Raw genomic sequence first — 13,519 nt, forward strand, 5'->3', positions numbered from 1 at the left:
TGATCTTCGACAGTCTGGCGCTTGCGCCATTTTACAACTGTTTTCGGGTTGATCCCGAACTCCTCGCTCAGCGCTGCGATCGCTGTATTGCTGCTCGCACAGCGTGCGCGGTCGTGGCGCTCCCATGACGTCTCTATCCCATAAGGCGTCCTTCCACGCACGCGAAAATACCACATCATCAAAACACGGGACTAAATACCTAGCGGATAGATTGTTCAGCATCCGCCTCATTACGAGACCGAACCACATCTTGCTGCGCACATCAGTCGGTCCGGACTCGAACTATAGCTTGACCTCATATTGGGAAAATCACACAAGAACATGTATGTATTATATTTGATTCGGACACGTTGATGAGCCATTTAAACCCCGCGGCATCTTATGTGCGTCAGAATATATCTCGAGCAATCGAGATGCTACGTCAGTTCGTGGCGGTTAATACGAGTTTTCCTGGATCACCTAATTATGTTGAATTTTCGGAAGTCGTTAATTCCTATTTAATGCCTCTTCATTTCAAAACGCAGAAATTTTCTTTGCCGGAATCGCTGTGGAGATCGCGTGATATTGAGGTTCCGACTGAGCGAATCAATTTAGTCTCTCGTCAGTACTCGCCTTTAAAAGACGTCGGTCTATATTTTCATGTCGATACCGTGCCGCCTGCGCAAGGTTGGAAAACGGATCCATTTTCGCTTTATGAGCAGCAAGGGCGCCTAGTCGGTTTAGGGGCGGCTGACACGAAAGGGCCGATGGCTGCAGCATTGCTCGCAATTGAGGCGATGCAGGCGTCTAATCTAAAGCTGAAATATAATCCTGTCCTTCTGTTTTGTACGGATGAAGAGGGAGGGCTGTATCCCGGAGTTCGTTATCTGGCGGAGCAGGGGCAGGTACCAGAACTAACTATTAATTTTAACGGAACGCCTGAAGCGCGCATCTGGGCCGGATGCTTTGGGCTGGTTAACTTTCGCATTCGGCTTACTGGGCGCACTACACACGCAGGAGCAGCTAAAGCCGCATTCAATGCTGTTGAGGCTGGTGTTTGCGTACAACGAGCCCTGATGGCACTTGCGGAAGAAGTCCGACAAAAATCCTCTGAGATGCCGAGCGCTCCTTATGCTGGTGATGAGCCGTTGCGGCCCAGCTTGGCGATCATGTCCGTGAGCGGTGGGACTGGCAGCGGCGGACAGATTCCTTCTTTGTTGGATATTGTCGTTTCTCGTCGCTACGCCCCTGAAGAATGCTTTGAGAGCGTCGTAAAAGAGATTGAAGACGTTATTCGTCATAGTGTCCCATCCGGCCTGACGTATGAGGTCGAAATGATTGGTCATTTGTGTCCTACAAGTGATCCATATGGTCCCAACTGGCCCCGCTGGCAGGCTGCCATTGCGCGTGGGTTTGGGTATCGCTCAGAAGAATTTTGTCGATGGGGTTCAAGTAGTTGCTCCGACTTCGGATGGGTTCAGCGGGCAACGGGACGATCCGAAGTATTGCTGGGTGGTCTAATCCGACCGGAAAGCCGCGTGCATTCTCCGGGTGAATTTACGACGGTCGACGACATCATTGCTCTCTCCATCGCCATCATCTCTTTTCTGTCTGACGAATGACGGATCAAGGTCCGCAAGTGGCTAGGAAAATATGACCCAAACTGTTTCTCACGCTATCTGCCAGAAGGCGTTAGATGCGCTTGACGTGGATCGCAGCATTGCGTTTTTACAGAAGCTGGTGCGCTGCAAAAGCTATAGTGCCACGGACGGTGAGCGCGCGCTTGTTCAGTCGTTGGCTGACGATATGTCCCGCCTTGGTTTGGAGGCGTCTCTGACGCCAGTACCCGGTGGACGATATAATGCGATTGGTCGACTGCCGGGGACTGGCGGAGGGCGAAGCCTCCTATTCAATGGGCATGTTGATACAAACCCTGTGACCGAAGGATGGACCGTCGATCCTTGGGGCGGTTTGGTCGACGACACGTTTATTTATGGCATTGGCGTGTCGAATATGAAGGCTGGAGACGCAGCCTATTTCTGTGCTCTTGAAACCCTCATGGCAGCCGGAATTCGCCTAAAGGGCGATGTTCTGCTGTCATATGTCGTAGGGGAGCTTCAAGGCGGGGTGGGGACTAAGGCCTTGATTGATCAAGGCGTGCGTGCGGATTGCTTTATCAATAGTGAGCCTACCGATCTTGAAATCCTGACTCTTCATGCAGCAGCTTTCGTTTTTGAAATTAGGATTCAGGGCGATACGAGGCATTTGTCCAAGCGTGAAGAAGGAACTGACGCGCTGGCCATCGCAGCGCTGATGGTTTCTGATTTGAACAGCATGACGTTTTCCGGGCAACTGTCCGAGCGTCATGGGTCGGTCAACCGTGTCCATGTTGGAACGATGAAGGCCGGTCTTGGATCCACGTTCGAAGATTGGCGTCCAGCTCAGGTCGCGGACGTGGCGGAATTGCGTGGTTCGGGGCGCTATGCCGTGGGGCAGAGCGAAGAAGGCGCTCGCGCAGATATGGAGCGATTGCTTGACGTCTATCGCGAGCGGTATCCCACAGCCAAGATTACCTTTCGGATACAGGGCTCAGACGGGCATCCGGTTATGCCGCCTTTTGCCGAGCGTGAGACGGCTCCAGTCGTTGAGGCTGTTGCGTCCGCATATGCATACGTACGAGGCCATGAGGCAGGAAATGGCCAGGCGCATCCTTCCCGGTTTTACGGGACAGATGCGGGGCATTTGCAGCATTACGGGCAAATGGAGGGAGTGGTTTGTGGCCCTGGCGGACGTTTTAACACAATGCCCGATGAGCGCGTAGAACTCTTTGATTATCTTGATATGATTCGAATTTATATGCTCGCAATCATGGAGATTTGCGGGGTTTCTGACGAAAAATAGATCATTCATCGTAATAATATATTTGTGTCGTATATAAAACATATATAAATTATACTCGTTGCGAGTGCGAGGCGGTTAGTAGGGTGAGTGCTCCGCGCCGATATCTGGCTGTTCAGAGGCTTGATATCGAGACGTCATGCGATCTCGTGTGGATTGGGTAGGGGATAGGGAAATGACGAGAACAAAAGTCAAAATGAGACTTGCGTCTAAAATTGGAAGTCGCCGGGTTTCTGGTCTCTCGGCAATCTGGATTCTCCTGTGTACGGCATCTATTTTTCCTTATGGAAGCGCGGTCGCGCGGGACAATGCTGTCAAACCTGCTCTCAAGGCTTCCACGCGCGTAGTTGCAAGTCCCAAGACCGGTATTGACGCGAATGCTCAGGAAAATTTGGTCATTAGTGCGAGCCGTCGCATTTTCAAATTTGCGAAAGCTCAGCGTCAGGCTGATTCTGCAACCCGTTTGACGGCGCAAGATATTCTGCGAAAGGGAATCGTTTCGGTGAGGCAGCTTCAAACGCTGGCTCCGAACGTTACGATCCAAAGCATGATGGGAACCGCGAGCACCAATTTTTGGATCCGTGGCATCGGCTTTAATGATTACACGCAGAACAATATGTCCTCTGTTTTGACATACGTTGATGACGTGGCGTTTCCGTACAGTACAATGTCAAACGGGATGCTGTTTGATTTGCAGGACGTTGAGATCGATCCCGGACCGATTGGAACGAAGCATGGTCTGAATGATACTGGTGGCGCAGTGAATATCCGCACTGCAAATCCGACGGATGAGTGGCACGCTGGTATTTCCGAGGATATCGCCAGCTACGCGCGTAATCGCGTTCAGGGTTATGTCTCTGGGCCTATCACTGATAAGCTTGCGTTCCGCGTGGCGGTGCAAAACCTTGAAGGTGGTGGGTATCAGTGGAGCCCGGCAAACCATACGCACTTGGGCGACGCGGACGAGACAGCTCTGCGCGCCAAGCTGCGCTGGCGGCCGGATGCAAAGACCGAGATCATGCTTTCGAGTCATTGGGTTCAGGATGATTCGCAGGTGGTGACCGGGCGACCGATCCTGAATTTCCTCTCTTCACAAACAATCCCGTCTCTTGGCTTTCAGCAGGCTGATTGGGATTTGCGTCCGGGCTTTGCGCATTTGATCGGGCGTTCAGCCAGTATGAAGCCCTCCGAGCATAATACGTTCTGGGGAGCGGAAATTAATGCTTCACGTGATCTGAATTTCGCTGTTTTGCGCAGTATCAGTGCTTTTGAGAGCGAGCGCGAGGGCGAGTACACCGATCAGGACGGAACGTCACGGGCGACTGGTGATCAGTATCGGAATGTGGTTGCGAATGCATTTTCGCAAGAACTGCAGCTTGCTTCGCATGAACGGAATCGTCTGCAGTGGCAGGTTGGCATGACCTATACCCGATCACGCATGTCTCAGCAGTTCTTTAACGATTTTACGGATTACGTTCCGCTACGCGGATATTATTCTGAGACATCGTTCAATCAAAATCAGCAGGCATTCAACCAGTACGCTCACGTGTCCTATCGCCTGCCGCATCAAATCACGATTTTCGGTGGATTGAGCCATGAAGCCGATGATCGGCAACTTCTGAATATGAGAACTGTGCATTTTGGTGTGAACGACCTTGGATTTGCCAATAGCGGTGCCGCGGCAAACCAATTTAGCGGAACGCTTGGTATTCAGTGGCAAGCCCTTGAGCAACTGCAGCTCTATTATAAGATGAGCAAAGGGTTCAAGCCTGGCGGGTTCTCGGCAAATAATACGATCCTGCAGCAGCAGTTGCAGCCGTTCAAACCTGAATCCCTTCTGGCATATGAGGTTGGCTTTAAGTCAGACCCAATTCGCAATGTGCTTCGCTTGAATGGCGCTGCGTTCTATTATGATTACCATGGGCAGCAGATGATTAGTAATTATCTGGTTCCAAATTATGGCCCTGTCGGAATGTATGTAAACATTCCGAAGTCTGATATTTGGGGGATCGAGTTTAACGCGGAATTACATCCTCTTAAGCATTTGTATATCCGCCAAAACTTTGGTTATGAGCGCGGTCAGTACCAAATCTTCCAGGCTTTGAATGCATCGGCAACGAATGCTTATTTTACGGCTCACCAGGCTTGGGTTGGTATTTACAACAACTACGCGGGGACAGATTCTGGCATTCCAAAGCTGACCCTCAATGGTTCAGCCGACTACGAAACACAATTTGTTCGTAATTATACGATTGATGGTGGTTTAGACTGGTCTTATCGTGGTTCTCAAGCGATGGCGATTGGAGGTGTCGGGGCATATCGTTTGCCGGATTATTTCCTGATGGGCGCTCACCTTACGGTTCGTCCGACCCATGGATGGTGGTCTGCCACGGTGTACGCGTCTAACTTGCTGAACAGGCAGTATTATCTGGCGTCAGGTTCCAACACGACGACTTATTTCCGTATTTCCGGAGAGCCTCGTTACATTGGCGGTCGTTTGACAGCGCATCTCTGAGTTTAGAAACGAGGATTGATCATGCAGTATTCTTCTGCTGACGACGCCGGTTTGCGCCGGAAGCGGGAGATCTCGCATATTCTTTCGCTCAGTCTTGGGAACGGGTTAGAATACTATAACTTCGCTCTTTACGCATTTTTTGCGCCGTTTATTGGCGAGACCTTTTTTGATCTGGGGTCGAATAGGCATACCTTATTGCCAGCTCTCATTGTGTTCGGTTCAGGTTTCCTGTTCCGCCCATTGGGAGCTTTCCTGATGGGGCGCATGGCTCTCAAGCGAGGTGAAGCGTCGACTTTGGCGCTTACTTTCCTGTTGATGGGCGCCGCGTCAGTAGGTTTTGTTCTATTGCCTGGGGCACATCAAATTGGGATTCTGGCGCCCATCTTGGTCTTTGTACTGCGTGCGGTTCAGGGGTTCGCTGAAGGCGGAGAGATCGGCCCTGCGACGCAGATGTTATATGCTGCATCATCGGGTCCTAGTCAGGTTTTCAATACAACCCTTCAATACATCACTCAGTATGTTGCTATTCTTATAGCCGCATTTCTTGGAACGCTCGTGTCTGCGGAGCTTCCGGAACACGCCATGGCGAACTGGGGATGGCGCATCCCATTTTTGCTTGGCGGGGTGGTCGTCATCTTTGGTCTGAGACTGAGATTTCGGGATGTGAAGGGCTCTTCTGCACCGCAAGCACAGGCCCCTCAAAGTGCTCACTGCCAGCAATCTGCTTCCATTGGAGGAGGTTTTCTTACTTTGACAGCTGCGCTTATTCTCTGCGTCGTTTCGGCATCAGCATTTACGACTTATGTTCGAAGTTTTGGTGTCAGCTATGCGATGGGGCAACTACACGCCACTGCTCTGACGTCATTGCTATCAATGACAATCGGTGTGGGCGCTGGATTACTAGCGATGATAACGGGGATTATATTATATCATCGCGTATCCAGACGTTTTGTTCTGATCGCAACAATTGTATCAACTGAGATTTTGATTCTGCCGGTTTATTTGCTTTGCATAAAGCATCCTTCGTTTTTGACATTGGTTGTTTTGAATACGGTCACGTATTGGCTTTCCGGAATCACGTCTGCAATTTCTATTATGACGGTTTTGCGCGCTATTCCGGTAGGTCGCCGATCTTTCGTATTTGGCATGTTGTATACAATTGCAGTCTCCATTTTTGGCGGACTTGCGCAACCTGTCATGCAATGGGCGATCAATCGCACCGGATGGCAGTTGCTTCCGGCTTTCGCGACGATGGTCGCCTGCCCCGCAGGGCTTCTGTCCTTGCTCGTGCTTCTTGGACGCTCGCAGGAGCCGGACGTGTCTCAGCTTGGGGCGTCTAAGTTAGACCAGTCTTGTGGTGCAGGGTGATAATCTCATGACGATGCGTATTCACTCTGCTGGCGCGACAGCATTGCTATGCGATGTTGCCCAAGGCGCTTTTGACGAGCGCGCGCAGAGGCGCATTTGGGCAACAGCGCGGGCAATCCAGCAGCATCCCGATGTTGTCTCGGCCATTCCCGGCGTCAACAACCTTTTGGTTGGTTTTAATGGTCTGTCGACAGATCCCGAAACAATGCGTGCTGCCATTACCCAAGCATGGGAGGCCGCTTCAGACAGCGATTTGCCCGCGAATGAAATTCATATTCAGGTCGAATATGGAGGTGCGCTGGCCGAAGACCTTGCGGACGTTGCATCTCATGCGGGGTTATCGGTGCAGCAAACCATCGATCTTCATTCGTCGGGAGCGTATCGCGTTGCAGCTGTCGGGGCGATGCCCGGCTTCGTTTATCTCACGGGGCTGGATAAGCGATTGTGGCTGCCGCGACGGCGCACGCCGCGTATTCATGTTCCCCGAGGAGCAGTGATTATCGGTGGGGGGCAAGCTGGCGTCATGCCCTGCGACGCACCTTCAGGCTGGCACATTATAGGTATGACAGAGACTATGCTTTTCGATATCCACCGTGACGAAGTCTGTCTCTTGAAGATGGGTGATATCGTTCGGTTCGATGCGATTTCATGATCGAGATCCTTTCGACTTCCGCACTGAACACAATTCAGGACTTCGGCCGCCCGCATGCTTTGCATATGGGGATATCTCGTGGCGGGGCTATGGACAGGCTGGCGCTTGCCCATGCGAATATTTTGTTGGGGAATGCTAGAGACGCCGCGGCGATTGAAATCGCATTTTTTCCTTTCAGGGTTCGTTTCCTCGAAAGGACTGCGTTTTCTCTCACGGGGGCCGTATGTCTTGCCCAGTTGGATGCCAGCCCCATTCCCCCAAACTGGACGATCACGGCAGAAGCAGGACAGGTTTTGGTTGTTCCTGCACCTACGCGGGGCGTGCGCGTTTATTTAGGCTTGCGGGGCGGCATTGATGTCCCTGTTGTGCTCGGAGCCCGGGGGACAGACGTCAAAGGTGGTTTTGGCGGTATCGACGGGCATGCCCCCGAAAAGGGAGACGTACTCTCGACAGGGGACACGTCCGCTCCCCTTCCAAGGAAAAGTGGGTTTGGTCTCGCAATATGTGCAGCCTTACCTTCAAACGAAGAGACTGTTGTGCGGGTTCTCGATGCGGCTGAGTATGAATGTTTCACACCGGAAGCGAAGATCAGGTTTGCCGCTTCGGCGTGGCAGCTTACGCCCCGTGCCAACCGCACAGGCTTCCGCATCGAAGCGTCTGATATCCTCTCGTTATCACGTCCTTTGGCGCTCATGTCGCATGGAATCGTGCCGGGAACGGTGCAGGTTCCTCCAGACGGCGTTCCGATTATTCAAATGGCCGATGCTAATACATGTGGCGGCTACCCGAAGATCGCTACAGTGATTGAACCTGATCTCCGGCTGCTGGCCCAGACCAGCATTGGCGGGAAAGTAAGGTTTGTTCAAATCGATGAGAGTGAAGCTATTGCCGCCTTGCGGGACGAGGAGCGTGCGCTCGTGTCTCTGAGCGCAGAGGTTGAGAAAACCCGTAGCGGGCTATTGGACTGAAAGGAAGCGGATATGGCGCTCCGTACTGTAGACCTGAATGCCGATATGGGGGAGGGATTTGGCGCGTATCGCATTGGCGACGATGCAGCCCTGCTTGATATCGTAACGTCGGCGAATGTCGCGTGTGGATTTCATGGTGGCGATCCTGAAATCATGCATGAGACCATGCGTATGGCTTATACTCGTAAAGTTACGATTGGAGCTCATCCTGGATTCCCGGATCTCTGGGGTTTCGGTCGCCGCGTTATTCCCTTCACTTGCGGTGAAATAGAGCGACTGGTTGCTTATCAAACCGGTGCTGCACAGGCCATTGCGGCGTATGCGGGGTGTCACGTGAGTTATGTAAAAATTCATGGAGCTCTCGCCAATCTGGCTGAACATGACGAGGGGGTTGCGTCTGCTATCATTGCGGCGACCAAAGCAGTGGATGCGTCCCTATCGATGGTCGCGATTGCATATAGCGCCTTGGAACGCTTGGCGCGGGAGCAGGGACTAACGGTGCATTCCGAAATTTTTGCGGATCGTGCCTACGCAGAAGACGGTCATCTTCTCTCACGAAAAGAGGCTGAGGCAGTGTTGCATGATCCTGCGCTGATCGCGGCACGCGTCGTACGCATGGTGGAGGCGCGCGCTATCGAAACTGTTAAGGGGAATATGTTGGAAACACACATCGATACGATTTGTGTTCACGGTGATTCGGCGCATGCCTTGGATATTGCAAGGACGGTGCGACGCTCGCTTGAGGGGGCCGGGATCATGCTGCAGTCACCCCACGAAAGCAGTCATCATGTCGTTTGATATGAAGCGCCTCGAGCGCTTGATGGTCACTATGAAAAGCCTGGGCATTCAGGAACTCGCATATGAGGGCAACGGCGAAGCGCTTCGTCTTGTGTCGGCTCCGCAAAACAACGAGACAGATGCTGTTTTTAAGGCGGCGGATAGCGTCAATCCGGATGAAGATAAGTCTGAAGCACCAGTTTCGCATAAAATTTTAGCGTCCATGCATGGCGTTTTTTATCGCTCCGAAGCGCCTAAAGAGCCTCCGCTCGTCGAGGTTGGAAATGTGGTCAAAGCTGGCGATGCGCTTTGCCTCGTGGAAGCAATGAAAATGCTATCGAAGATTGAAGCTGAATACTCCTGCCGTGTGACACGCGTTCTAAAAGAGGACGGAGATGTGATTGAGCCTAACATGGCACTGTTTGAGGTGGAGTTAGTCGATGCGTGACATCCGCCGGGTTATGATCGCGAACAGGGGTGAAATTGCGCTTCGTATTGTACGGGCGTGTCGCCTCTTAGGGCTGGAGACTGTTGGGATTTATTCTGACGTTGATGCTGATTTGCCTCATCTGCGCCTGATGGATCAGTCCGTATGTATTGGCCCTGCTCCTGCTGCGCGGTCGTATCTGGACGTTGAGCGTGTTTTAAGGGCTGCTCGGTTAACCAGGGTTGATGCCATTCATCCCGGCTATGGGTTTCTCTCTGAGAATGCCGATTTCGCGGAAGCGGTTGAGCAGGCGGGACTGACCCTTATAGGACCCTCGTCGCATGTTACGCGTTTGATGGGTGACAAAATCAGTGCGCGTCATGAAGCACAGCGGCATGGCATTCCTTGCCTGCCAGGATCTGACGGCGCTCTACCCGATAATCCGGAAGAGATTCTCAAGGTATGTGAGCAGGTGGGGTATCCCCTCATCGTCAAGGCATCTGGCGGAGGCGGAGGGCGCGGTATGCGTGTTGTTCGTCAGGCCGGTGAACTTCTCTCTGCGATTGAGACGGCACGTGAAGAGGCCGGACGGGCATTCGGTAATTCTGTTGTCTATGCGGAGCGCTTTCTCGAAGCGCCCAGGCATATCGAAATTCAGATTATTGGAGATTATTTCGGGAATGTCGTTTGGCTCGGCGCTAGAGACTGTTCCGTTCAACGTCGACACCAGAAGTTAATTGAAGAAGCGCCGCCCGTTCAGATTAACCAACAACAACTGAACGAATTGGGGGAAGCTTGCGCTAAAGCTTGCCAAGCCATGGGGTATGTTGGGGCAGGAACATTCGAATTTTTATATGAGAAGGGTACGTTCGCGTTCATAGAAATGAATACGCGCCTGCAGGTCGAGCATCCTGTTACAGAAATCACGACAGGTATAGATCTGGTTCAGGAGCAAATATGCGTAGCGATGGGCCGCCCACTCTCGTTCCGTCAGCAAGATATTCAAACGCGCGGTCATGCGATCGAGTGTCGAATTAATGCTGAGAATTCAGAAAATTTCCTACCGGCGCCAGGAACTGTAACGGCATGGAATCCTCCGGGCGGCCCTGGAGTGAGAGTTGATACACATTTACAGGTCGGAGGGCGTGTTACAGCGCATTATGACTCTTTGGTCGCTAAATTGATTGTGCATGGTCAGTCCCGTGAAGACGCGTTGCGACGTATGGAGGCCGCGCTCGGTGAGGCACGCATCGAAGGAATTGAAACGCTTATTCCATTTCACCAACGTGTTTTAGCTTCAGCCGGATTCCGGGCAGGCGCAGTTAGCGTCCATTATCTCGAAGCACTGATCGAGAAGGATAAAGTGTCGTGACAATGCTAGACCGGATTGAAAGCTTCGTTACGTTAATGCGAAGCGCAGACTTGGCATCACTCTCCTTGCGGGAAGGCAATGAAACACTTGAACTGCAGCTATATCCCAAGATCGCGGCTGCAGACCAGATCTGTACAAATTTTTTTGGTGATTCAGCGGCGTTTTCTGCGTCGGTGAAAAGTCCAGAAGTAGGTATATTTCGCCTAGTAGATATCCCCTCAGAACGCTGGGTTAAAATTGGTGATATCGTGGGCTATATTGATATTGATCCACTCAGGGTGTCTGTTATTGCACCCGAAACCGGACGACTGAGCACTCCCTTACATGAAGATGGTGCCGTCGTCGGATATGGTGACCTGCTCTTCATGATTGAAGAGGTTAAACCTGCGTAGGGCTCTTACAGAGATGCAGCTGACCGGGAAGCCTGTTCATACAATCCCGTTAAAACACGGAGTGCTTTCGCTAGCTCACTGATCGGAACATTCGCCACTTTTCGGTCAGAGGGGATGAGTTCCAGCAAGCAAAATCGCCGGAGGCGTGCGTATTCTATACACAGCGCTCTACCCTTTTCGGTAGCCGCGAGGAAAACCTCTTTCCCCTGCTTTCTACGTGTAATCAAATCAAGGTCGTCAAGTTTCTTCATGGCGTAATTGAGATAATGTCGCTCGGACAAATTGAGTGTCAGCAGCAGGTCCGAGATGCTTTTTTCTCGTTCTCGATGATGAATGGCATGTAGAATTAGACTGTCGAGAGGCGAGAGTTCTGGCATCCCGGCTGCCGCCATCCCTCTTGCCACCCAGCGTTGGAAAGCGTGATTGGCAACTGTAAGGGCGAATTCGAACTCACTCAGATCTTCACTTCCTGGCGTTGCCAAGTGCGAAGATGATACAATGTAGGATCGGGTTTCATCGTCAGTAAGGGGGAGGGCGTGTTCTCCTGCCTGCTTCCGGCTGTATGTTTTTTTCGGAAGATGTTTCGGCATTGCCATTTCCTTTGCCTGTGACGTGCTCTCCTCTTTGTATTCGCTTAAAAGGAAAGTTCCCGTTTTATGGCTTTGGCTTGAGAGAATGACAATAGTCTGGTGTACATCTCATAAATTGTTTGGAAACACCAACAGCGGTGATCGGATAAAGCCTTGTCACATTTCTTTAAACATTTACCGCTCTGTGCAATAACCAGTAGGGATCGAAAAAACCCTGGGCTCTGATCTGTTCTGTGTGATTCCATTTCCCGTGCGTTGATTGGGGATGATGGAATTTGAAGCGGCCGGGTTTCTTCGATGTTGAAGAGCGGCTTGCTCGCTTGAGCGGGCTTTCTGATCAGTTCAAAGCTTTTTTCCGGACTGTGGATTTTGAAGTCTTTCGCCCTGATCTGAACCAGGCTCTGGCCTATTCAGACGGAAGCAAAGGCGGTCGTCCGCCATCTGATCCGGTGCTGATGTTCAAGATCCTGATGATCCAGACGCTGAACAATCTGTTTGATGAACGGACAGAGTATCTCATCAACGACCACTTGCCGTTCATGCGCTTTCTGGGACTGGGGCTGTCGGACCGCGTGCCGGATGCCAAAACGGTCTGGCTGTTCCGCAAGCGTCTGACGCAGGCGGGTGCCATTGAAGGGCTGTTTGATCCTTTTGACACTACCCTGCACAACGCCGGTTATTTCCCGATGTCCGGCCAGATCCTGGGTGCCACACTCGTGGCCGCACCAAAGCAGCGCAATACGAACGCTGAGAAAGCGGATCTTTGGGCAGGACATATCCACGGACAAGCCCGCAAAGCTGTCCCATAAAAATCGCCATGCGCACTGGACGCTGTGACGTGCCCCCTTTTTTGTGTCCACTCAAAAGGAGAGTTCCCGTTTTTTATGACTTGGGGTGGATAGGATGACGAGTGTCTCGGGGGTGAACGAGAYATGTGGTCAAGAATGGCCTGGCGCACTGCTGGCAGACTGGATTGCGGTGGCGGCCCGAGGGCTCTTTTTTTTTCCCTCCCGCCTGAGCGAACCTGCGGGACTGCAGGAAGGCGTAGGCTATCATCGACATCAAGGCATGGCGGCGAAGTCCGSTCCAGGATCGTCCCTCRAAGTGATCCAGGCCCAGTTCCTCTTTGAGTTGCTGATGGGCCTGTTCGCATATCCAGCGCGCTTTGATCGCGCCAGCCAGAGCTTTGATTGCCATGTCGGCCGGTAAGTTCGAGAGATAGTATTTGCGTTCGCCATTCGAGCGATGTTCGCCCATCAGCCAGGGTCCGTCGCCACCAGCCAGGTCATCCGCCTGTTTCCACAGGGTCGCTTCCAGCGGGGCCTGATCCCATAGCCCGGCCCCGATGAAATGATGCAGCCGGTCATAGGGGACCGCATCCGAGCGCGCGGCCATGGGCTGGATGCTTTTGCGATCTCCTGGCCTAATCAGACCTGCGATATAGGCCGGACAAATGCGACGCCGCGTCTTGTTGCCCAGACCTTCCAGATACGGGGCGAGCCAGCACTCAAGATCCGCTTGCCAATCTTCTTCCAATGCCAGCCTCCGTCAAAGCTGGCTCCCCATGAATTACGCCATCAG

General features: G+C 52.3%; 12 protein-coding genes and 2 pseudogenes. 11 read left to right on the forward strand and 3 right to left on the reverse strand.

Features of this window, described 5'->3' with window-relative positions; translation table 11 throughout:
• A pseudogene (locus tag KP705_RS14475) lies at positions 1-142 on the reverse strand (IS481 family transposase); the annotation flags it as partial.
• A gap of 211 nt (positions 143-353) precedes the next feature.
• Here KP705_RS14475 and KP705_RS14480 point away from each other — a divergent pair.
• From KP705_RS14480 to KP705_RS14525, 10 genes are all read left to right on the forward strand, one after another.
• The gene (locus KP705_RS14480; RefSeq protein WP_211497606.1) at positions 354-1,601 is read left to right on the forward strand and encodes a M20 family metallopeptidase; all 1,248 of its coding nucleotides are present in this window, start codon (positions 354-356) and stop codon (positions 1,599-1,601) included.
• A gap of 31 nt (positions 1,602-1,632) precedes the next feature.
• The gene (locus KP705_RS14485; RefSeq protein ID WP_211497605.1) at positions 1,633-2,880 is read left to right on the forward strand and encodes a M20 family metallopeptidase; all 1,248 of its coding nucleotides are present in this window, start codon (positions 1,633-1,635) and stop codon (positions 2,878-2,880) included.
• A 172-nt stretch (positions 2,881-3,052) separates the two neighbouring features.
• Positions 3,053-5,392: a TonB-dependent receptor gene (locus tag KP705_RS14490; protein WP_249206813.1), complete on the forward strand. Its 2,340-nt coding sequence runs from the start codon at positions 3,053-3,055 to the stop codon at positions 5,390-5,392.
• A gap of 21 nt (positions 5,393-5,413) precedes the next feature.
• A complete protein-coding gene (locus KP705_RS14495; RefSeq protein ID WP_211497604.1) occupies positions 5,414-6,760 on the forward strand; it encodes an MFS transporter in 1,347 nt (448 codons plus the stop codon).
• 7 nt (positions 6,761-6,767) lie between these two features.
• Positions 6,768-7,412: a 5-oxoprolinase subunit PxpB gene (gene pxpB, locus KP705_RS14500; protein WP_211497603.1), complete on the forward strand. Its 645-nt coding sequence runs from the start codon at positions 6,768-6,770 to the stop codon at positions 7,410-7,412.
• On the forward strand, positions 7,409-8,380 hold the full coding sequence (locus tag KP705_RS14505; RefSeq protein ID WP_211497602.1) for a biotin-dependent carboxyltransferase family protein: 972 nt from the start codon (positions 7,409-7,411) through the stop codon (positions 8,378-8,380). The genes pxpB and KP705_RS14505 overlap by 4 nt, the downstream gene beginning before the upstream one ends.
• Positions 8,381-8,392: 12 nt before the next feature.
• Positions 8,393-9,178, forward strand: coding sequence for a LamB/YcsF family protein (locus tag KP705_RS14510; RefSeq protein ID WP_211497601.1), 786 nt, complete (start codon positions 8,393-8,395; stop codon positions 9,176-9,178).
• Positions 9,168-9,605 (forward strand): biotin/lipoyl-containing protein, encoded by a 438-nt coding sequence (locus tag KP705_RS14515; RefSeq protein WP_211497600.1) that lies wholly within the window; start codon positions 9,168-9,170, stop codon positions 9,603-9,605. Before KP705_RS14510 ends, KP705_RS14515 begins: the two co-directional genes overlap by 11 nt.
• Positions 9,598-10,956, forward strand: a complete 1,359-nt coding sequence (locus KP705_RS14520; RefSeq protein WP_211497599.1) for an acetyl/propionyl/methylcrotonyl-CoA carboxylase subunit alpha — start codon at positions 9,598-9,600, stop codon at positions 10,954-10,956. The genes KP705_RS14515 and KP705_RS14520 overlap by 8 nt, the downstream gene beginning before the upstream one ends.
• Positions 10,953-11,348, forward strand: a complete 396-nt coding sequence (locus KP705_RS14525) for a hypothetical protein (RefSeq protein WP_211497598.1) — start codon at positions 10,953-10,955, stop codon at positions 11,346-11,348. Before KP705_RS14520 ends, KP705_RS14525 begins: the two co-directional genes overlap by 4 nt.
• 5 nt (positions 11,349-11,353) lie before the next feature.
• On the opposite strand, the gene KP705_RS14530 is transcribed toward KP705_RS14525, so the two are convergent.
• Positions 11,354-11,938, reverse strand: a complete 585-nt coding sequence (locus KP705_RS14530) for a winged helix DNA-binding protein (protein WP_211497597.1) — start codon at positions 11,936-11,938, stop codon at positions 11,354-11,356.
• A gap of 275 nt (positions 11,939-12,213) precedes the next feature.
• Here KP705_RS14530 and KP705_RS14535 point away from each other — a divergent pair.
• Positions 12,214-12,772, forward strand: a pseudogene (locus KP705_RS14535) (transposase); the annotation flags it as partial.
• A gap of 48 nt (positions 12,773-12,820) precedes the next feature.
• Here the strand turns inward: KP705_RS14535 and KP705_RS14540 are convergent.
• Positions 12,821-13,480, reverse strand: coding sequence for a transposase (locus tag KP705_RS14540; RefSeq protein ID WP_408874314.1), 660 nt, complete (start codon positions 13,478-13,480; stop codon positions 12,821-12,823).
• Positions 13,481-13,519 lie beyond the last annotated feature (39 nt).

The organism is Gluconobacter sp. P1D12_c (genome assembly GCF_018812105.1).
Taxonomy (GTDB): Bacteria; Pseudomonadota; Alphaproteobacteria; order Acetobacterales; family Acetobacteraceae; genus Gluconobacter; species Gluconobacter oxydans_A.

Coding starts and splice junctions, on each gene's coding strand:
- KP705_RS14480 (WP_211497606.1), top strand. CDS start 354: ATGAGCCATTTAAACCCCGCGGCATCTTATGTGCGTCAGAATATATCT.
- KP705_RS14485 (WP_211497605.1), top strand. CDS start 1,633: ATGACCCAAACTGTTTCTCACGCTATCTGCCAGAAGGCGTTAGATGCG.
- KP705_RS14490 (WP_249206813.1), top strand. CDS start 3,053: ATGACGAGAACAAAAGTCAAAATGAGACTTGCGTCTAAAATTGGAAGT.
- KP705_RS14495 (WP_211497604.1), top strand. CDS start 5,414: ATGCAGTATTCTTCTGCTGACGACGCCGGTTTGCGCCGGAAGCGGGAG.
- pxpB (WP_211497603.1), top strand. CDS start 6,768: ATGACGATGCGTATTCACTCTGCTGGCGCGACAGCATTGCTATGCGAT.
- KP705_RS14505 (WP_211497602.1), top strand. CDS start 7,409: ATGATCGAGATCCTTTCGACTTCCGCACTGAACACAATTCAGGACTTC.
- KP705_RS14510 (WP_211497601.1), top strand. CDS start 8,393: ATGGCGCTCCGTACTGTAGACCTGAATGCCGATATGGGGGAGGGATTT.
- KP705_RS14515 (WP_211497600.1), top strand. CDS start 9,168: ATGTCGTTTGATATGAAGCGCCTCGAGCGCTTGATGGTCACTATGAAA.
- KP705_RS14520 (WP_211497599.1), top strand. CDS start 9,598: ATGCGTGACATCCGCCGGGTTATGATCGCGAACAGGGGTGAAATTGCG.
- KP705_RS14530 (WP_211497597.1), bottom strand. CDS start 11,938: ATGCCGAAACATCTTCCGAAAAAAACATACAGCCGGAAGCAGGCAGGA.